At 41.3% G+C, this 20641-nt stretch carries 12 protein-coding genes and 3 pseudogenes; 8 read left to right on the plus strand and 7 right to left on the minus strand.

What is annotated here, in order from left to right; genetic code table 11:
• Positions 1–66 precede the first annotated feature (66 nt).
• The gene (locus tag V7K60_RS18800) at positions 67–2898 is read right to left on the minus strand and encodes a CHAT domain-containing protein (RefSeq protein ID WP_334927330.1); all 2832 of its coding nucleotides are present in this window, start codon (positions 2896–2898) and stop codon (positions 67–69) included.
• 570 nt (positions 2899–3468) lie between these two features.
• Between V7K60_RS18800 and V7K60_RS18805 the strand changes: the two genes are divergently transcribed.
• The 6 genes and pseudogenes from V7K60_RS18805 to V7K60_RS18830 form a co-directional block, all read left to right on the plus strand.
• Positions 3469–6900, plus strand: coding sequence for a two-partner secretion domain-containing protein (locus V7K60_RS18805; RefSeq protein ID WP_334927331.1), 3432 nt, complete (start codon positions 3469–3471; stop codon positions 6898–6900).
• A 246-nt stretch (positions 6901–7146) separates the two neighbouring features.
• Entirely contained in the window at positions 7147–7509 is a 363-nt protein-coding gene (locus V7K60_RS18810) for a hypothetical protein (protein WP_334927332.1), read from the plus strand.
• Positions 7510–7812: 303 nt separating this feature from the next.
• Positions 7813–9540 carry a ShlB/FhaC/HecB family hemolysin secretion/activation protein gene (locus V7K60_RS18815; RefSeq protein ID WP_334927333.1) on the plus strand — a complete coding sequence of 576 codons (1728 nt, stop codon included), beginning with the start codon at positions 7813–7815 and terminating at the stop codon, positions 9538–9540.
• A gap of 184 nt (positions 9541–9724) precedes the next feature.
• Positions 9725–9907 (plus strand): annotated as a pseudogene (locus V7K60_RS18820) (Uma2 family endonuclease); the annotation flags it as partial.
• 92 nt (positions 9908–9999) lie between these two features.
• Positions 10000–10834, plus strand: a pseudogene (locus tag V7K60_RS18825) (IS5 family transposase).
• A gap of 36 nt (positions 10835–10870) precedes the next feature.
• A pseudogene (locus V7K60_RS18830) lies at positions 10871–11308 on the plus strand (Uma2 family endonuclease); the annotation flags it as partial.
• Here the strand turns inward: V7K60_RS18830 and V7K60_RS18835 are convergent.
• The 4 genes from V7K60_RS18835 to folK all read right to left on the minus strand — a co-directional run bounded on the left by V7K60_RS18835 (position 11268) and on the right by folK (position 13027).
• Positions 11268–11495: a hypothetical protein gene (locus V7K60_RS18835; RefSeq protein ID WP_334927334.1), complete on the minus strand. Its 228-nt coding sequence runs from the start codon at positions 11493–11495 to the stop codon at positions 11268–11270. The pseudogene V7K60_RS18830 and the gene V7K60_RS18835 overlap by 41 nt on opposite strands.
• A gap of 203 nt (positions 11496–11698) precedes the next feature.
• Positions 11699–11887, minus strand: coding sequence for an ADP-ribosylglycohydrolase family protein (locus tag V7K60_RS18840; RefSeq protein ID WP_334927335.1), 189 nt, complete (start codon positions 11885–11887; stop codon positions 11699–11701).
• 7 nt (positions 11888–11894) lie between these two features.
• Positions 11895–12443 carry an NUDIX hydrolase gene (locus tag V7K60_RS18845; RefSeq protein ID WP_292857803.1) on the minus strand — a complete coding sequence of 183 codons (549 nt, stop codon included), beginning with the start codon at positions 12441–12443 and terminating at the stop codon, positions 11895–11897.
• A gap of 68 nt (positions 12444–12511) precedes the next feature.
• The gene (folK, locus tag V7K60_RS18850) at positions 12512–13027 is read right to left on the minus strand and encodes a 2-amino-4-hydroxy-6-hydroxymethyldihydropteridine diphosphokinase (protein ID WP_334927336.1); all 516 of its coding nucleotides are present in this window, start codon (positions 13025–13027) and stop codon (positions 12512–12514) included.
• A 250-nt stretch (positions 13028–13277) separates the two neighbouring features.
• On the opposite strand from folK, the gene V7K60_RS18855 reads away from it, so the two are divergent.
• On the plus strand, positions 13278–15665 hold the full coding sequence (locus V7K60_RS18855) for a transglycosylase domain-containing protein (RefSeq protein ID WP_334927337.1): 2388 nt from the start codon (positions 13278–13280) through the stop codon (positions 15663–15665).
• A gap of 222 nt (positions 15666–15887) precedes the next feature.
• On the opposite strand, the gene V7K60_RS18860 is transcribed toward V7K60_RS18855, so the two are convergent.
• Positions 15888–17264 carry an MATE family efflux transporter gene (locus V7K60_RS18860; RefSeq protein ID WP_334927338.1) on the minus strand — a complete coding sequence of 459 codons (1377 nt, stop codon included), beginning with the start codon at positions 17262–17264 and terminating at the stop codon, positions 15888–15890.
• Positions 17265–17632: 368 nt separating this feature from the next.
• Positions 17633–19828 carry a lytic transglycosylase domain-containing protein gene (locus V7K60_RS18865; RefSeq protein WP_334927339.1) on the minus strand — a complete coding sequence of 732 codons (2196 nt, stop codon included), beginning with the start codon at positions 19826–19828 and terminating at the stop codon, positions 17633–17635.
• Between the two features lie 620 nt (positions 19829–20448).
• Between V7K60_RS18865 and V7K60_RS35330 the strand changes: the two genes are divergently transcribed.
• Positions 20449–20565 (plus strand): CPCC family cysteine-rich protein, encoded by a 117-nt coding sequence (locus tag V7K60_RS35330; protein WP_442944423.1) that lies wholly within the window; start codon positions 20449–20451, stop codon positions 20563–20565.
• Positions 20566–20641 lie beyond the last annotated feature (76 nt).

Raw genomic sequence — 20641 nt, forward strand, 5'->3', positions numbered from 1 at the left:
AGTCGGCAGAGCCGCCCAACGCACTGGCTCCTTTTGACTTCCGCCTTGCGGTACTGGGGATCTTTTTCAAAGCCAATTACCGATCGCAACCATTGGTGCCCAATATGCAGGATGATCGTACATGATATTGACACCTTCTGATGGCGGTAATTTCTTAGCATGAATCATTCTGATTTGAGCCGTTTGTAAAGCCTCTGCAATACTCATGCCAGTGTTGCGATAGTTGGCGTAAAATGTTTTCACTAGTTTGGATGTCGATTGATCGGTAACACTCCACAAAGATGCGATCGCACTTTTAACCCCAACTTGCAATGCAACTCCAGCTAATCCTAGTGTGGCACGGTCATCGCCAACTGCGGTTTCACAGGCAGTTAGTGTGAGTAGTTCGACGCTATCTGATTTACTGTTGAGGTTTCGCAGTGAGTTTTCTAATTGGCTAATGGTAAGTTTTTGGTTTTTCCCTGTGACAATGAAGGTGTCTTCAGGAATGATGCCAAATTGAGCGTGACTAGCTATGTGAACAATGGGATATGTGGTTTTATCAAGTTTGTCTTGAAAACTTTCGGGGAGAAAATTATCGTCAATCAGGGGGGTATGATTGGGGAATATACTTTCAACTGCACTGATTTCATCGGCAACCGCAAAAAGTTGTTCAAAAGTCTTGCCGTCGATAGTGGCTTGTTTTGTCAAACCCAAAATTAACGCCTTTTGCGTACTGCGATCGCGTATTTTAGGTGTGTTAAGTCGTAAACTGGGAGTTGTCGCAACTGCGTAGGTTTCAACTAAATATTTGTTGAGTTTGCTATCATAAAGTGCCGCCATTGGAACGCTACGCAAAAACCCATCCTGAATAAATACCAGAGTTTTGACTTTCTCTGGGTTGATATCCTCAGCAAAGGGACGAATCATCCAATCATAAAGCTGTGCTGCAATTGTTGTATCGTAATTAATTTCTTCTTTTTTAACTAGTCCGGTGCGAAACTCGGCAATTTTTTTCTGTAGGGTTTCACTGCTAACTATTTTCTCACCTTGTTGATTGCGGTTTTCAATCCACTTAAATTTAGTTGCCTGATTGGGTAACTGCAATAATATCCCGGTTTTGCCATCTAAAATTATTGAACTCAAAAACCCAGTCTTCTTAAAGGCTACACTGTTATCTTCAAGGAGTTCGCCCACCTGTTTGGGATTCAACCCACTCAAAATGCAATCATTGCCAAAATAATTCTGTAATTCTGCGAGTTTCAGAGCATCGATGGTGTTAACTACTTTCGATAGTTCCTTCCCACGTCCTTCGTCTGCAATTGCCCCAACTCCTAGCAAATCGAGCCGCGACTGTGCCAATGTCCGGTATAATGGTCGAACGACATCGCGGAAGTCAAACTGTACATCTCGTTCGGCGGTCAAAATATCCTGGCGGATATCTTCTAAGGTATCAAATGCTCGTTGATAAGATGCGATCGCTTCTTCTTTTCGCTTCTGTTCGTCTAAAATCCGTCCAGCTTGCCACTCCCACAAATACAAGCTATCTTTTGCACTCAACTTGCTGTCTGCTGCGATGAGAGCAGCTTGGGTATATTTTAATGCTTTTTGATTATTGAATGTTTTTTGATTATTTAATGCTTTTTCATTATCTGGGCTACATTCCCAGAAATGACCCAAAGCACCATTAGCATAAGAAATGAGGCGCTCATCTTGTAATTTTTTACTTGTTAATACTGAGTTTTCGAGCAAATTTAATGCTTCGTTGTCTCCAGATAAAACCAACTGAGTTGGACAGTAGGTAAAGGGTGAAGTTCCTTTAGCATCGCGCTGCAAGTATGCTAAATCAATTGCGCCATAGACTTTTGTGGCGGAATCAGGCAAAGCTTTGAGAACTTTTAAAGCATCCTTAAGGGCTTTATTAAACTCCTCATCATTAATAAATTTGCTCTTATTTGTCTGGGAAGCCAACTGAATAAAATTTAATAATCCCCGCATCTCTGCTAAAGGTTGTTTTTCGTTGCGGGCGAGTTTTATACTATCTTGAAAATATTGATAAGCTTTGTTGTAGTCTTCTTGTGAATTTTGAGTAAATTCTTTTTCTTTACTAAAAATACCAGCCTTCTTTGCCGAATCGGCTTGTAACTCTCGCAATTGACCGCGACTTTTATAAGCATTACCCAAACTATTAAACACCAAAAATTTAGATTCGGGAGCAACTTGTTGCGCTGTGTCTAGATACTTAATTGCTTGGTCGTAACTTCCGATTAAGCGATATGCTTCACCAAGAATACCCAAAGCTGCAACATGACCGTGTTTGTCGTTGTATTTGGTGGCGATTTGTTCAGCACTTTCTGGAGTGCATTTTTCTTCGTGATTTAGTTGATTTTCGGAATTTTTCGACTTATCTACTAGTTTGCCACACAAAAGTGCGATCGCTTTGCGAGGCTGTCCCAAATTGCTGTAAACTTGGGCAAGTTCTGACTTCATGCGTCCGACTTGCTGGACATTATTCACCGTATTATAGTTATTAATTGCTGCCGATAGGGATGTAATTGCTGCTTTGCTTTCTCCTATTTGTTGGTAAGCACGCGCCAAATTTTCATTCACAACTGCTGTAACTGACGGATTATTTTTATCCTGATTTAATGCTTCTTGCCAATTTTTTATAGCATTAACAAAATCTCCGGCATTATAGTCTTTAATTCCTTGTTCAATTAGTACAGTGACATTTGGAGTTTGTGCAGATACAACTTGTCCAAACAATAAACAAATTACGAGACTTGCCAAAAATAATACTTTAATCAATCGATGGTGATTTAGTTTTTGGTATTGCTGGGTGAAGAGATGAATTAGCCTTGTGCAGAATCCCAAAGGTACAATAAGTAAGAGGTTGAGATATTTATTTTGGAATTTCATATTTTAATTTAGTAATTTGTATAGCAAAGGCAGTGCAGTCTTCTCTCTACCGCCCTTCTCCTAAAGTAGATGCTACGCAGGTTATCCTACGACAGACCTTAGCCTGTCCCTTTGGGAGAAAGGGAGACACTTTAGCGAGTCAGTGAGCGTCTGGGGGTTTTGCCCATAAGCAACTAGCGTGTGAATTCTATTCGCTTTTATTTTTTAAATTACCAGAAATAGGCATTGAAAACCGAGCTTTCGGAAAGTGTGCAGTTTTCTGCAATTTATAAGACTTACGCACTGTGTAAATTAGTCATAATATGGTTTTAACAGGCGGTTTCAGACTTATCGTACTCGTCAAAAACCAAAATGCGATCGCCTAGTTTCAATATAAAACTTATGTACTAAATAAATACGATCGCACCTTGCATTAAGAACGTTGCTCTAGGGAAACATTCAAAAAACCGGAGAATGCATAAATATGATGTCCCATTGCAGAAAACTGCATAATTAACGAATATTGTCTTGTTTATTGTCCAAAAGTACAGTTTTATTAGATACTCAAATAATCTATATGAATAGCACCCTATGACGATCAAATACGCCTTAAATAAGTGTTTGCAGTTGGGATTGACGGGGTTTCTGGGCTGGTTAAATATAAGTCTGTTCATTAATAAAACCCTGGCACAGCCAAGTAATATCGTACCTGACAACACACTTGGCGCTGAGTCATCTCAAGTGATAGGCAACTTTCAGGGACAACCGATTGAAGTAATTACAGGTGGTGCGATTCGCCAAATCAATCTGTTTCACAGCTTTGGAGAATTTAATGTTAGCGCTGATAGAGGAGCTTATTTTTTTACTCCTAATGCTGACATCCAGAATATTTTGGCACGGGTCACAGGTAATAACCCTTCAGAAATTTTGGGTAACCTAGGTACTTTCCAGATTATTAATGGTAATATAGCTGGTTCTAATGCCAATTTATTTTTGATAAATCCCAATGGAATTGTTTTTGGGAAAGATGCTAGTTTAAATGTGCAGGGTTCGTTTGTGGGGACAACAGCAAGTAGTGTAAAATTCGCTGATGGTAGAGAGTTTAGTGCAACTACCCCTCAAAACGCACCTTTGCTAACTATCAGCATTCCTCTAGGTTTACAATTTGGCGCGAACCCTGGAAAAATTACAGTACAGGGTGATGGCACAGGACTTAGAAGCACCGTAGATTTAATTGATACTAATTCTGGGTTACGAGTGCCTTCTAATCAAACTTTGGCATTGGTGGGTGATGATATCAATTTAGAAGGTGCAACCATTAAGACTGCTGGGGGAAGGATAGAGTTAGGTAGTGTCTCTGGAGAAGGTTTGGTTAGCTTGAATTCGACGGATAAAGGCTTTTCGTTGGGTTATAGTGGCGTTCAAAATTTTGGCAATATTCAATTAACTCAAAAAGCATCAGTTGACGCGAGTGGGACAGGTGCAGGTGATGTGCAGGTAACTGGTAAGCGTATCACGTTGAGTGATGGTTCCCAAATAGAAGCTAGCACCTTGGAAGCAAATAATGGTGGGGGATTAGTTGTCAATGCTACTGAGTCGGTGGAACTTAATAATACTCTCACTTATTTGGCTGCTCAAGTTTATCCAGGTGCAACTGGAAATGGGGGAAACTTGACAATTTCCACAAAAGATTTACTAGTGCGTGATGGGGCGTTTATTAGTACTAGTACATCTGGTAAGGGCAAGGGGGGAAATTTGACAGTCAACGCATCTGGTAGCGTTCAATTAATTGGTAGTGGCTTGGATTCTTATGCTCAACGAGATTCAACTGGAAATGCTGGAGATATTACGGTTAATGCTCAAACGATTAACTTAAGCAACCAAGCGATTATTAGGTCTAGTAATGCAGGACAGGGGAATGCAGGTAACATACTGGTGCAGGCTCAAGACAATTTCTTTGCCAATAATAGTTTGATTGCCAGCAATATTGGCAGTCCTCAAGGACAGCAAGCCAAGGGCAATGTTGGTAATATTGAGATTTCAGCGAGAACAGTTTCCTTAAGCAATGGGGCGCAATTGCAAGCAGGTTTTTATTCTGGGGGTGAAGGAAATGCGGGACTTGTGTCTGTCAAAGCTCAGGACACCATTTCTTTTACAGGTACAAATAGTGGGATATTTGCCAATGTAGAATCAGGGGCTGTGGGCAATGGTAGCGATATTCAAATCTCTGCACCATCGGTTTCTTTCACTGATGGCGCTGTACTATCCTCTGGCAATGATGGACAGGCAAATGGTGGAAATATTGACATCAACACCCAAAATTTACTTATGCGGAATGGGACAAAGGTGTTTAGTGGCACATCCGGTAAGGGTAAAGGGGGAAATTTGACAGTCAACGCATCTGGTAGTGTTCAATTTATTGATGGCGGATTAAATTCTTCTACTCAACCAGGTTCCATTGGTAATGCTGGGAATATTACGCTTAAAGCTCAAACAATTAACTTGAGTAACCAAGGGTTTATAACTTCTAGTACTTTAGGGCAAGGACAAGGCGGAAAAATAAGTCTAAAAGCTGAGGATACCATTTCGCTCTCTGATGGAAGTACTATTACTAGTAATTCTGGTGCATCCAGTTTTGGTGGAGTTAATAGCGAGTCAAGCGGTGATATTGAAATTCGTACGAGAAAACTTTCTATTGACGGTGGTGCAAATACCTTTATTACTTCTACAAATCTGGATGATGGTAAGGCAGGTAATATTCAAATTATCGCAGATGACTTTATTTCTTTAAATGGCTTGGTGTCCATTTCATCTTCTAGCAGTGGTAAAGGAGATGGTGGGAATATCGAACTTCAAACGCGATCGCTTACACTGGCCAACGGTGGAAACATTGGTACGCAATCGTCAGGACATGGTAGTAGTGGCGATTTATTAGTTAACGCTTCAGATTCCGTTAGCTTGAGCGGCATAACAACGCTGATTGATCGACAAACAGGAGAGAAAATTACTACAGGAAGTCGGCTGACGACGAGCGCTTTCAGTACTGGAAATAGTGGGCAATTAACTATTAATACGGAACGACTGAGTGTTCTCGATGGTGGAGATATTAGCACTGCGAGTCAGCTTGGTCACCCAGGAAATTTGACCATAAATGCTAAAGACTCAATAGAGGTTGTAAGTAGTTCACTCAATACTACTCCCAGCACTATCTCTACTAGCACTTTAGGGTCTAGAGATGCAGGAGATTTGCAGGTTGATACCCAAAATTTACTTATAAGCGATCGCGCTGGGGTATTTGTGAATAGTCTGGGAACAGGTAACGCAGGTATTATGACCATCAACGCCGATCGCATCAACTTAGACAACAAAGCCTCCCTCAACGCCAACACCCGTAGCCCAAATAAAGATCCCAACCGAGAACAAGCAACCATCAACCTCAACACCCAAAATTTAACCCTTCGTCATGGTAGCAACATTACTACCGATGCCACAGGCGAAAATGTCTTTGGTGGCAATATCAATATATATACAACAAAATTCTTAATCGCTTTAGAAAATAGCCGCATCAGCGTTAACTCAGACAATTCTCGCGGTGGTCGAGTTGTAGTCAACTCCCAAGGTGCATTTGTTGGTACTCAACCCAGCGATGTTTCTAAATATATTACAGCGAATTCTGGAGTAGGCTTATCAGGAACTGTTGATGTTAATTCTCCTGACAATAGTTCAATCCAAAACAGCTTCACCGGATTATCACCAAACGTTATCGATACCAACGCACTCATTGCCAATAGCTGCATTTCACGCGGCACCAAGCGACAAGAAAACTCTTTTACCATCACAGGTTCTGGTGCTTTACGCTATACTCCCGGAGATGTGTTAACTTCAGCCTACACAACTGGTGATGTGCGTAATGTGGAACCAGCACCACGTCCTTGGAAAAAAGGCGACCCAATAATTGAACCACAAGGATTGTATCAATTACCCAATGGGCAATTAATCTTGAGTCGAAGTTGTTCAAAATAAATATTGCACATATCGGAAAAATCGCATACACAGTTTTCTGCAAAATGGGACGCACCATCATGCGATCGCACCATACAATTCATGTAACTATATGTGCATAAATGGTGAATGCATTACTTAGTCATATCCCTTAATCTGAGTATTAAAGAAACAGTTAATGAATCGAAAAACAACCAAAACCATCATTGATTAACCGTTGCTGATAAAAATCTTGTAATTTTTATTCACTCAGATTGAGAGGTTTTTATGCTTTCCAAACTATTTCGCAACATACTTTTAACAACAGCTTTGGCATTACCAATAGTACCATTAACTAGCCAAAATGCTCTTGCAGACGAGCGCGATTTTTTAGTTTACAACAACAATGAGTTAGAAATCACTCAATTGTATGTATCCTCAACAAAATCTAAATATTGGGGTAGTAATATTCTCAATTCAGATATTGTTAACGGTTCATCTGACACCGTTACCTTTGGCAATAATAGTAATCATTGTACCTATGATGTCAAAGCTATTTATAGCGATGGTACTTATGATCTCATGCGTCAGGCCGATCTTTGCAGTACCTATGGAATAACTTTTTATGGTCATGGAGGCGACCATCAATAATCTTAGACATTTCCAAATCGTTTCTTGATGATTTGCACTTTTATGCAATCATCAAGAAAACTATTATGGTATTTTAATTAAATAAGAATATCCTGTTCCAGATTTCAGCCTGAGAACACAATTTTAGAGAATCTACTAACATCATGCCTGCTTGATTAATGATTAATCTGGACATGATATAACATCATATATGCTTTATTAATTATTAAATAAAAGTCGGATATCTGGGTATTTTATCCTCTCAGATACCCTATTGTAACTTGCAAAAATTATTTTACAAATTTTACATATCATATATAAACAATGGGTTCATACTTTCAGTTTCAAAAGCTTTTTTTCATATTACTTACCTGCATCAGCATTACTCCACTTGCAGTATTTGCACAATCGACACCCCCATCGGGAGTCACAATTCCTCCCGATACACCGGGGAAAGTCGAAGAAACTCTACCCCAACCATCACCGACACCAACTCTTCTGCCCACACCACCGACACCAACTGTCCCCATACTCCCATCACCCCCACAGGAAAATCTACCCGATACAACTTTTCCTAGCGGTGAAAAGTTCTTTGTTAAAGAAATTCAAGTCATAGGCTATTCTGTTTTAGAAGATGAAATCATCAAGTTAAAACAGCCTTTAGAAAATAAAAAAATTACATTTGAGCAGTTATTGCAACTGCGATCGCAAATCACTCAACTCTATGTTGATAATGGCTATATCACCAGTGGTGCATTTATTTCCAACAATCAAAATGTCGCTAGCGGTGTCGTGCAAATTCAAGTTGTGGAAGGCGAACTTGAAGGAATTTCCATTTTAGGGTTACAAAGATTGCAGCCTGGATATGTGCGTTCCCGGATTGAACGGCTTGCAGGTAAGCCTTTAAATCAAAAAAGTCTCGAACAAGCACTACAATTATTACAACTTGATCCGGTGATTCAACGAGTTAATGCTGAGTTAACTGCAGGTAGCACTCCTGGAAATAATATTTTACAGGTGACAATTACCGAATCGCCACCATTCCACCTTGGAGTTACTTTTGCAAATAACCAATCAACTAGCGTAGGCTCAGAACAAGGGAGTGTTTTTCTTGCTCATGATAATTTATTAGGATTTGGGGATAAATTTAGTGCTGAATATGGTGGTAGCGAAGGTTTAGACATTTACGATATCAATTATTCTATTCCCTTCAACGCCTTAGATGGAACCATTGGTGTCCGCTACAGCAACAGCGCTAGCCGCATTATTGAAAGCGAATTTCGTGACTTAAATATTCGCAGCCAAGCCGAAACCCTTTCTTTTAACGTCCGTCAACCACTAATCCACACGCCAAACAGAGAATTTGCTCTCTCGTTAGCATTCGATTTACGGCGCAGTCAAACATACATACTCAATGATATCCCCTTCTCCTTTACCGAAGGCCCCGAAGATGGGGAATCAAGAGTTACGGTAATCCGCTTTTCCCAAGATTGGTTACAACGTAACGCTAACAGTGTTTTAGCAGCGCGATCGCAATTTAGTTTTGGGATTGATGCAATTGACGCAACCATTAACGATAGTGGTACTGATGGGCGTTTTTTCTCTTGGGTGGGACAATTTCAATGGGTACAACGACTATCTCCCCGCATCTTGATGCTAGCCAAAGTTAACACCCAACTTACACCTGATTCCTTACTTTCGTTGGAAAAAATTAGCATTGGAGGAGTTGATACAGTGCGCGGTTACGATCAAAATCAAATTGTTGCTGACAATGGGGTAGTTGGAGGTATGGAAGTTCGGATTCCCCTGGCCTCAAATGTGGAAACACTACAGCTAATCCCATTTTTCGACATCGGTACAGCTTGGAATAATCGCGGTATTAATGCAGACCCGCAAACCATTGCCAGCTTGGGGTTGGGCTTGAACTGGCAACCTTTTAACGGTTTGGTATTGCGTGCAGACTATGGTATACCATTAATTGGCACAAGCGATCGCGGTAATTCGCTGCAAGAGAATGGGTTTAATTTTTCAGTGCGCTATCAGCCTTTTTAATAAGTAGGTAGTAGTCTGTCAAGAAATAATTGACAAATAAATTTTCTGTAGAGACGGTGATTTATCGCGTCTGTGCAAACGTCAAAATGGGTTTGACAAACCAGTAGGCATAATTCAACATAAATAAAATCCTAGTTTGTAGTGAGCAATTCATCGCTCAAAGCAAGGATTACTACCAAACCTTATGAACCAAATACAAGCCGAACCAAAAATATTTACTTTCGATGAATTTATCGAATGGTATCCAGAAACCTCACAAGTGCGCTACGAATTACATAATGGGGTAATTGTTGAAATGCCTAAGCCTAGAGGCAAGCATTCTAAATTAACAGGTTCCTTGATTGAAAAACTACTTATAACTATTAGAGGGTGTTTATAAATAAAAAATAAAGAGCACGGCATTTCTTCTTCAGGACACGTGTTTTAAAAGAGACAGTCGTCAGATTTGAATTGGATGCCATGAGTCGAAAACCTTATCCCACAGACGTTTCCGATATCGAATGGAATTTGATAAAACCAATGATTCCAACAGAATGTAAGCGAAAGCGTGGAAAAAAGCGTGAAGTAGATATGCACGAAGTAGTAAATGCGATTTTTTACATATTGCGTGCAGGCTGCTCATGGCAAATGATGCCTCACGATTTACCTGCATGGCAAACGGTATATTCATATTTCTGACGCTGGGAGCGTAAAGGGGTATGGCAAAAAATTCATACCGTATTGCGATCGCTTCCAGCGGGCGGTTACGCCATCGCAACTGCGTAAAATTGAAGGACGAGACGTAGAACCATCTGCTGGAATTATAGACTCTCAAACGGTTAAAACAACTGAAAAAGGAGGGATTGATGGTTATGATGCTGGAAAAAAGATTAATGGTCGTAAACGCCATATTCTTGTCGATACGATGGGTTTACTTTTAATCGTTGTTGTACATGCTGCTTCAATTCAAGACCGTGATGGAGCAAAGCTTGTACTAAATCAAATTCGATATTCTTTCCCCAAATTACATTTAATTTGGGCGGATGGTGGATATGCAGGAAAATTAGTCGATTGGGTCAGATATTTTATTGGTTGTGTAATTGAGATCGTCAAACGCTCTGATGACGCTTCAGGTTTTAAAGTATTGCCTCGACGTTGGGTTGTAGAGCGTACACTTGCATGGCTTGGTCGCTATCGTCGTCTGAGTAAAGATTACGAATATCATCCTCAAACAAGCGAAACCATGATATACGCCGCAATGACGCATCTAATGTTACGTCGATTAGCCCACAATCATCATTGCTCAACTGCTTAAGATTTATTTTATAAACACCCTCTTAGAGATACAGCTAAAGGCGATATTTGGTTTATTCCTAGAGAATCGATAATTAAACCTAATCGCCATCAGTCAGGTTACGAACCGGATATCATTGTTCTGAACCAAGAAACTATTGATACTGAAACACGTTGGGAAAGTGAATCAGTTATTCAAAACTCAACTTCCGTCAAATTAATAGTAGAAGTTGTGAGCAGCAATTGGCGTGACGATTACTATGACAAGTTTGGGGACTATGAGGAGATGGGTATCCCCGAATACTGGATTGTAGATTATGCCGGGTTAGGGGGACGTGATTTTATTGGAAACCCCAAACAACCTGCTCTTTTTGTCTGCGAACTAGTTGATGGAGAATATATAAAAAAGTTATTCAGGGGTAGTGATGTGATTATTTCCCCCACCTTTCCCAAACTCAACCTAACTGCACAACAGGTTTTTGATTTAGCTTTGTAATAGGAATGTTCCTTCTCATTGGAATGAGTTGATTCCACTCTCCAGATACATAACCTTCCAGAAACTCTCCTAATTTGCGTTTTGCTCCCAGTCGATAGATAAAATAATGTGACATTAAGGCAGCCGCAACGGCAGCATTGATCCCATCGGGTGTGGGTAATTGCCGCTTGAATTGTTGCCGCCTCAATGACTTTTTCTTGGTGTCAGATAGATGCCAATGGGGGCTGCACGCATCGCCGCCCCGCTTTTGTCACTCTCAGGGTTAATTTTCGTTAAAAACTCTTCCCCATCTTGAATTTATCTCAGAAAATGGTAGAAGCTTCGAGCATAACCTTCTATCTCATCACGTTTGAAGGCTCTAATGAAACTATCGGCTAAAACTTCTGCCGTTCACGGTACTTGAGAAACAATTACTTCAGCAATGGCAATACTCATCTGGGTGTCGTCAGTGTAGCTGCCAGGATTGAGTCGAAAACGCGGATGTTCGACGTATCGACTCAAATCATTGTTAGCGATCGTTTCCTCAGCATATTCAAAATCTGCACCATAGGCATCTGCAATCGCTAACTCTAGCAGCATAAGGGTATTAACCTAAAAACGGACGCGCTAGAAAAAAGCTAGAAACTGATTTAGCATCTACCGGCTCTCCCTCTAGAATAGCTTTTTCTAATTCTTCAGGAGTCATAAACACAGTTTCGATATCCTCGTCTCCATCTTGTGGTGGTGGTGTCTCCAGCTTTTCTAAATCTCGCGCCAGAAAAGCATAGATAATTTCATCAGAATAGCCAGGAGCTAGGAAAAATTCGCCTAATTTATCCCATTTTTGGGCACTATAGCCAGTTTCTTCGGCAATTTCACGCTGTATTGTTTCTAAAGGTTCTTCACTTACTTCCACTGTCCCCGCCGGAAATTCTAATATCCGTCCCTGAATCGCAAAACGATACTGGCGTACCAGTATAAGTTTACCTTCCGCTGTCACTGGTACAGCTAGGGCACCACCAGGGTGACGAATACATTCCCATTCTCCTTCCGATTTATTCGGCAAACGCAAGCGATTAACTTCAAAATCAAACTTGCGTCCTTTATGAAACAAGCGTTGTCTCAGCAGTTGTGGTAATTCTCTACCTAATGGCATAATAAAATCTGATTATCTGTGAATACAGAGGCAAAATCAGTGTTCTTCTACTTTTAAGGATGGTAATTTTAATAGTCCATCCATAAATGTACATCAGAACAGTCTACCTTTTTCAACAGCTCTTTAATAACACACCCGGAAACTGGTTCTATCCAATCTGGGGCAATTTCTGCCAGTGGGACTAACACAAAGGCCCGATCCCGCATTCGTGGATGGGGAATCTGGAGATTTGATGTATCCAAAGTAATGTCATCATATAATAACAAATCCATATCTATAATTCGTGGCCCCCAGCGTTCCTGACGCACACGCCCAAATTGTTGTTCAATTCCTAACAAAATTTCTAATAATTGCTGGGGGAGTATTTCTACCTGCAATGTGACGCAGCCATTGAGGTAATCTGGCTGTGGTGGCCCGACAGCTTTGGTTTGATACCAATGGGATTTGGCTTCTAAAACAATACCTGGCGTTTGGGCTAAAGTCTCTATAGCTGCTTCTAAAATTGTCTGGGAATCGCCGATATTACTACCAAGAGCAACGGCGCTTCGTCTTAGCTCTGCTTCGTCGTAGCCCGGTGTAGACATTATACTTTCCTGACATAAGCCGTTTTCGGGCTGTCTTTGCGGATACTTGTCAATAGCTTTTATATTCGTAGTAGTTATTAAAATTGCAGCATTTTTTACAAAACTAAATTAACCAAATTTAAAAAACATTATTTTATAGTGAATTTAGTTAATTATTTATAGGATATTATACTAACACAATGGTAGTAGTATAACCCCAAAGTTGATTGATGGTTATATAATTGCTTACTACTTTGAGCGAGGAACTGACGTGGGGAAGCTTACCTCCTGGTTCAAGCGAAGACCAACTAATTTGAGTGACTTTGGACAAGGAGGAACGAATGATAGCTTACCACCAGCACATCTGGCACAGACGAGGCAGTTACTGAGCAAAATGAAAATTTTACCATCTAAGATGAGGGTCAATCGGGCAACTGGCGCTAGACCGCTCTATCGCCGCATCTGGTTTTGGGCGAGTTTGGGTGTTGGTGGTGGGATACTTGCCTCGATCTACGGCATTAGTTTAATAGATCGGACTTTGCCAGATAAGTCTGAGTTGAATGCTGTGTTTCGAGAGCAAACACTGACCATTAAAGCTGCTGATGGCGCGATATTACAACAACAAGGTGAAGCGAGCAGAGAACAGCTAAAGCTAGAACAAATACCAGATAATTTAAAAAAAGCTTTCATCGCCTCAGAAGATAGAAGATTTAGGCAACACAACGGAGTCGATCCGCAAGGGATTGTCAGAGCGGGTTTGAATAATTTGCGATCGCAAGGTGTGGTAGAAGGTGGTAGCACCATCACCCAACAGTTAACGCGGATTCTATTTTTGAAACAAGAACAGACAATCTGGCGCAAACTCAAGGAAGTCCGCCTAGCTCAAAAAATGGAGCAAGAATTAACCAAAGATCAGATTCTAGAGCGTTACCTAAATCTGGTTTATTTGGGAGGTGGAGCTTACGGTGTAACAGATGCCGCCTGGGTATACTTTAGTAAGTCGCCAGACCAACTTTCCCTCGCCCAAATGGCAACGATTGCTGGATTAGCTCCTGCTCCTAGCTTATACGCCCCAGACAAAAATCCCGATGCGGCAAAACGGCGGCGGGACTTGGTATTGCTACGGATGCAAGAAGATAAAGTAATTACACCAGAGCAAAGGCAAGTAGCCGTTCAGGAGCCATTAACCCTCAAAAGTAGTTCACCCAAGCGAGTCCAAGTAGAATCACCCTACTTTACCAGCTATATCCAAAAAGAATTGCCCAAGTATGTTTCTGCTAACGTGCTAAAAAGTGGGGGTCTAGTAGTAGAAACCACGCTCAACCCAAGTTGGCAGAAGGTGGCAGAAGAGGCAGTTGCAAAAACATTGCGAAATCAAGGACGCTGGGAAAACTTTAAGCAAGCGGCAATGGTGGCCATAGACCCCCGCAACGGTGAAATTAAGGCAATGGTTGGGGGAAAAGACTTTGGTAAAAATCAGTTTAATCGAGTTACCCAGGCACAACGGCAGCCAGGATCGACATTTAAAGGGTTTGTATATGCAACTGCGATCGCTACCGGTAAAAGCCCTTACGATAGCTACGAAGATGCGCCCTTTGTTGTAGACGGCTATGAACCGAAAAACTATAGTGAAAACTTCCACGGTTCAATGAACATCCGAGATGCCCTCACCCGCTCTGTTAATATTATTGCGGTCAAGGTGTTGATTGATGTGGGATTTATACCAACGATTAAACTTGCCCATGAGATGGGGATAACATCTGAACTCAAGCCCACCTACTCTTTAGCACTCGGCTCAAATGAAGTCAATCTGCTAGAGTTGACTAGCGCTTATGGCAGTTTTGCAACTCAGGGATTGCACGCAGAACCTCATGGTATTACTCGCATCCTCAACCGCCAAGGCAAAGTCATCTGGTCAGCTAATTTCAAGTCAAAACGCGCCCTTGATGCTGACAGTGCCGCCATCATGACTTGGATGCTACGCAACGTCGTCGAAGCGGGAACTGGTGGTGCTGCCCAATTAGATAATAGACCAGTTGCAGGCAAAACCGGCACCTCCGACGAAGCCCGCGATTTATGGTTTATTGGCTACATTCCTCAGATGGTGACAGGGGTATGGCTAGGTAACGATGACAACCACCCCACTGATGGCAGTAGTAGTAGTGCCGCTTACACCTGGCACGAATTTATGGAAAAAGCGGTAGAGGGGATGCCTGTAGAAAAGTTTCCCAAACGACCCAAGTTAGACGGTCGCAAAGGCACTATCAAAGCCCAGTCCATCAAGCCCAAACAAGTGCTGAATCGTTCTATTGCCTCTAAAGATGATGATGACTCAGAAGGTGAAAGAGCTAGAAATTCTAATTCTGAGGAGAGTGGTTCATCTCAAAGACGTAGAAGCAGAAGAAGATATTCTCAAGAAGAACAGCAATCGAGCGATTATACCCCAAGACGGAGAAGACGCGATCGCAGCGAATCAACTTCTAGTAACTCCTCCTCAGAATCATCTACTCCACGGCGACGCTCCAGAAGAGTAGAATCTGATTCACCGCCGCCTAGAAGAAGTCGGCGAGAGTTGCCTCCTTCAAATAGTTCTGGTTCTTCAGGTTCTTCATCGCCACAACCATCTTGGCGGGATAGACTTAGACCTTCTCAACAGTAATCAGAAGTGGGCATTGTTGATACTATGCACGACCACTGTTTAAGGTACTCATTTTTCAGCATTTGAGTTACCTATCCCACTTACTTCTATGCTTTATTTTTTGATTGCTGTGCAACAAACCTACACCTGTCAGGGCAGGGGCAGGGGCAGGGGAGACAAGGAAACATGAGTGAAAACTTGCAATACAATAAGTCTATTCCCCTTGCCCCTCTACCTCTTTAGTCAACCAGACTCAATCTCAGAAGTCAAAAGATAAAAACGCCCAGTTAAAAGCACTGCACCCACAAGTAGCCCTAGTACTAAACCCAACCATAAACCTATAGCACCCCAGGCGAAAGTGAATGCCATTAGATAGCCCCCACCTAGACCTACTCCCCAGTAAGCGAACATAGTAATTAACACTGGTACTTTGGTATCTTTCAACCCAATTAAAGCACCAGCAGCAATAGTCTGAATAGAATAAAATATTTGGACTATTGCCCCCGCAGCGAGGAAAGAAGTTGCCGTTTTAACTATCTCGATATTATTTAGATTACTGGTATCCAAATACATTGCCACAATATAGTTGGGAAACAGCCAAAAAATTAATGCCACAATACTTATAAAAGGAGTAACAAGCGCAATGCAGACTAATCCCGCTGTGCTTGCACCCTTGAGATCGTTTTGTCCCCTCAACTGTCCTACTCTCATCGTAACGGCATAGGAAATACCTATAGACACTGTTTCGACAAAACTTTCTGTCTCGACGGTAATTTCATGTGCTGCTAACGTCTCTGTTCCAAACCACCCCATCAGTAAAGCAGTGGCAGTGAATACTCCAATTTCTGCTCCATATTGCAACCCCAAAAACCACCCAGTTTGGAAGATATCTATAAACATATCTTTATCGAACTGATGCAAAGCACAATCAAGCTGATAGTATTGAAAGTAGTTATCAAAGCAAATCCAACTGGCGGCAGCGATAAAATTTAGCCAAAAAATGAGTGTGCTTCCCCAACCGATACCGGCTAAACCAAAGGCTGGTAAACCAAATTTACCGAACATTAGCACGTAATTAACAACCGCATTTAATAATAGTCCAGCTACCGTAATTACTGTTAAGAATTGGGGACGATTCAGGGCAGAGCTAACTTCTTTTAAGATACAAAAACCGAGTGCAGCCGGAAAACCCCAAACAATAGACCGCAAATATGTTTGAGCTAATAATACATTGCTTTGTTCTTGACCAGTTAGCAGCAGGATATAGTCAAAGTGCCAAATGATAAACATCACAGGTAAGCACATCGTCACGGCTAACCAAATTCCTTGACCGGTAGCACGGCTCACTTGGTCTATCTTTCCTGCACCAAAAGCGTTAGCAACACTCACACCCACGGCTGAAAGAACAGAACGACAAACGGAAGCTAAGGTAGAAAAGGTAACAGCGCCTAAAGCACCCGCAGCTAAAGCTTGGCTGTTAAGTAAGCCCATCATTACCCCATCCAATAAAGGAATGCCCGCTTCTAATATTTGAGTAATTACCAAAGGAATTGCTAATTGCAGGCAGGCTTGGACTTCTAATATCAGTTCTGACTTAAATTCTTTTGAGGTTAACTCCATTGGGGCGCTAAAAAAGCAATACTGAATACATTAAGATATATTAACGCCACAGGTGTAATCAACTCAAGCTATTAGCGATCGCCTCTCCAAAAATTGCGTTTTATAACACTGTTGCCAGCAGATGAAAAGTTATTTACGAGCTTCAACTGTCAATAATAGCACATCGTAAACCTGGGTAAAAGTGATGCTTTTGACCAGGCTTTGCTATTACCTATGCCCTACTTGAATGTACCAGCATTTATGGCTGTAATAACAGCATTGAAGGTAATACCTATTAGTAATTAGTTAAACAGATATCACTATGAGTTGTGAACTTTGAATTAAAAAATTGCTTGAACTCAACACTCACAACTCATAACTTTCTAAGATTATCGCGCCGGTAATTGTGGGTGTGTAGTCGAGTACTTTGTTACGATGCCAGAAATTTCAGGGTTGTAAAGCCTTAGATAATTCCAGTAGTTGCCAAATACTTGCCGCACATAGTTTTTGGTTTCATCAAAGGGAATTTCTTCAACAAACTCATCTGGATCTTTTGTAGTTAAAGTTTGCAACCATTTGGAGACATTGCCGGGGCCAGCATTATAACTAGCGATCGCCAGCAAGGAGTTATTGTTATATTGATCGTGGGTATGACCCAAATACCATGTACCCAGCATGATGTTATCATTGGGATTTTCTAAGTTGATTGTTTTGAAATCCACCTTGATTTGTGGGGCGATCCATTTAGCTGTACTCGGCAACAGCTGCATTAAACCAGTAGCTTCAGCGACAGATTTGATTTTTGGTTCAAACCGTGACTCTTGACGCATCAAAGCAGTTACTAGCAAAGGATTAAGTTTACGGTCAATAGACCACTTTTCAATCTCTCGCAAATAGGGAAATGGATAACGCGCTTGCCAGTAGGTGATTTGTTTACTCAGAGTCTGATATTGGGCAAGTTCGGCTGGTATTTCTCGGTCTTCTAATTTAGAAATTTCATCAATTCCGATGAGATTTTCTCCCTTAGCCTGCCGCATCAACCCTTCAGTAAATTGCTCTGCAACTGTTGGCTGCATTTTGTTCTGAAATTCTGTTTGCCATTGTAACCAGGCATCGCGGTTTTGACCCAACAGATACAATTCTTTGAAAGTTTCAGAACCAGCAGGTGGTAATGGACGCTGGGGTGCGATTACTTCCGGGTTCATGACGCGGACGTTGTCAAAGTTGCCGACATTTAGCCCTAACATTGTCGCGGCTCGCCATGCATAGTAAGAGTAGGGAAACTGGCTAATCACATATTCATAAGCAGTTTTAGATTCTTGCTGTTTTCCCAGTGAAGCTGCCCATTTACCTACCCAAAAGCCTGCTCTTGGAGCCAAAATACTATTGGGATTATTAGTGACGATTGGTTCTGCCCATTGCCAAGCACCGACGTAATCTTTGGCTTTGGCTTTATCTTGGGCAGTTTTCCAACGGTATTCTGCTGCTTCGTCAGAGTTACCGTATTTACCTATGAGTAATTGCCACGCCGCGCTAGCTGACTTTTGATCCTTAAGAGTTTGGAGAGTTTTGGCTTTTTGTGCCAGTGCAGTACCAGCTTGTTTGGGAAATTTACTAATTACCTGGTCAACATACAGTAAGCCGTCTTTAGATGTTTTTGCGGTTTCTGCTAACCGCAGTAGTGCCGTCCCAGTTTCCTCACTATTGGGAAATTGCTGCACTAATTGTTGATAGGTGGCGATTGCTTTTTCTTTATCTTTGCCTCCCACCTGTAAGCCTCGTGCAGTACGGTAGAGGTTACGCGATGTTTTGGGTGCTTGGGCGTAAGCATTGGCTGCTTTAGGAAATTGACTATTTTCCCAATAGCTAGTACCAATGAGTTCCCAGTCTTCAGGTTTGAGGGTAGTCTGTTTTATTAGCTGATCCAAAACACCGACTATACCTGGTTGATCGTAGGCATACTTAGCTAAAATCAATTGTAATTGTGGCTGATTGGGATTTTCTTGCAAGCGTTTGCGGATAATTTCCCAAGTTAGAGGATTGGAAGGAAATTGAGCGATCGCAGTTTCTTGTTGCTTTGCTTGAGCAATTAGATATAGGGCTTTCACTGCGGCCGGTTCTTTGGGATACAGTTTTAGCACCCTTTGCCTGAGATCCGAAGCTTTGCCGTCCTCGCCCAACATATCCTCTGCTTGAGCTTGTTTGAGCAAAATGTAGGGTGCGAGGATGGGATAGTCTTTCTCTAGTCCTTGGAGTAAAACCAGAGCTTTTTGCCCTTGGGTTCTTTCAATATAATCACTCGCCAAAAGATAACGAGCGCGATTCCGATCTGGCGATCGCGATTCTTGAGCGATCGTTGCTAGTTTTGCCGCCCGTTCTGGCAGTGATTGCTCAATCAGCCCAAAGACGGCTGATTGAGCAACACTACCATCTGATTTTTGCTCTGCTTGATTCTGACTCAGTTTAAGCCATTTCCCTAGAGACTTGCCAATCTCAGGTGCTGATACCATTGCCCCAGTTAAAAAGGCAAACAGTGCCGCACCTGCAATTATCGAAATTTGCTTTTTCTGTAGTTTCTTCAGCATGAATACCCGCTGAAAAGTTTCGGTGAATTTCTTGAAACTCTAACACTCCTAACCATCAGTCGTTACCAATTTTTAATTTTAGATTTTTTATTTTATGTAGAAAAATACTAATTTTCAATCCTTCAGTTGGTAGTATTGAGTAATTAGCACATATTAGATACTATTACATCTATCTTGGGTATATCTTAAAGATGATAGGAGGTAGTTCTTCAGTTGGGGATTCGACTCCTACTGATTTGATACCACTAAACTCTCGTACCCTGCGGGAAATTGACACAACAGTACAACCCACATTCCGCACCCTAGCTGTCACAAAGGGGTTTTTATTGAATATTTTCTCTACAATCAGAATAAAACAATACTTTACTGGCTCATATAGTAATATTATTTACCTACCCTAAATCAGATTTTTATTCTCAATAATAAGTAATAACTATTTACATTTAATTATCAGAAACGTTTGTATCTTCTGATTTGTAGCCACCACTTTTAAAGTCCCGAAACATTTTTAGTATTGTTGTATATTAGTAGACTGTCCTGATCTATAAACAGTGAACAGCAATTAACTGATATATAACTGATAACTACTTGTTGCTTGTTTTAGTGGTTTCCTGAAAAACATGGATACTGAAGGACTTTACCCTTGTCCTTGTTGTGGTTACAAAACTCTTAACATCAAGCCACCTGGAACATATCTTATCTGTCCTATTTGTTTTTGGGTAAGGATTCAGGTCTAATATTTAGGAAGCAGTGATGGGCGAGACAGATAATTATTATTAGAGTCAGCCAGTAGTGCTTGTACAAAAAAATCAA

Source organism: Nostoc sp., assembly GCF_036917555.1.
GTDB lineage: Bacteria > Cyanobacteriota > Cyanobacteriia > Cyanobacteriales > Nostocaceae > Nostoc.

What these genes read in the sequence shown, in the direction of transcription:
- V7K60_RS18800 (WP_334927330.1), bottom strand. Translation starts at nt 2,898, where the DNA reads ATGAAATTCCAAAATAAATATCTCAACCTCTTACTTATTGTACCTTTG.
- V7K60_RS18805 (WP_334927331.1), top strand. Translation starts at nt 3,469, where the DNA reads ATGACGATCAAATACGCCTTAAATAAGTGTTTGCAGTTGGGATTGACG.
- V7K60_RS18810 (WP_334927332.1), top strand. Translation starts at nt 7,147, where the DNA reads ATGCTTTCCAAACTATTTCGCAACATACTTTTAACAACAGCTTTGGCA.
- V7K60_RS18815 (WP_334927333.1), top strand. Translation starts at nt 7,813, where the DNA reads ATGGGTTCATACTTTCAGTTTCAAAAGCTTTTTTTCATATTACTTACC.
- V7K60_RS18840 (WP_334927335.1), bottom strand. Translation starts at nt 11,887, where the DNA reads ATGCTGCTAGAGTTAGCGATTGCAGATGCCTATGGTGCAGATTTTGAA.
- V7K60_RS18845 (WP_292857803.1), bottom strand. Translation starts at nt 12,443, where the DNA reads ATGCCATTAGGTAGAGAATTACCACAACTGCTGAGACAACGCTTGTTT.
- folK (WP_334927336.1), bottom strand. Translation starts at nt 13,027, where the DNA reads ATGTCTACACCGGGCTACGACGAAGCAGAGCTAAGACGAAGCGCCGTT.
- V7K60_RS18860 (WP_334927338.1), bottom strand. Translation starts at nt 17,264, where the DNA reads ATGGAGTTAACCTCAAAAGAATTTAAGTCAGAACTGATATTAGAAGTC.
- V7K60_RS18865 (WP_334927339.1), bottom strand. Translation starts at nt 19,828, where the DNA reads ATGCTGAAGAAACTACAGAAAAAGCAAATTTCGATAATTGCAGGTGCG.
- V7K60_RS35330 (WP_442944423.1), top strand. Translation starts at nt 20,449, where the DNA reads ATGGATACTGAAGGACTTTACCCTTGTCCTTGTTGTGGTTACAAAACT.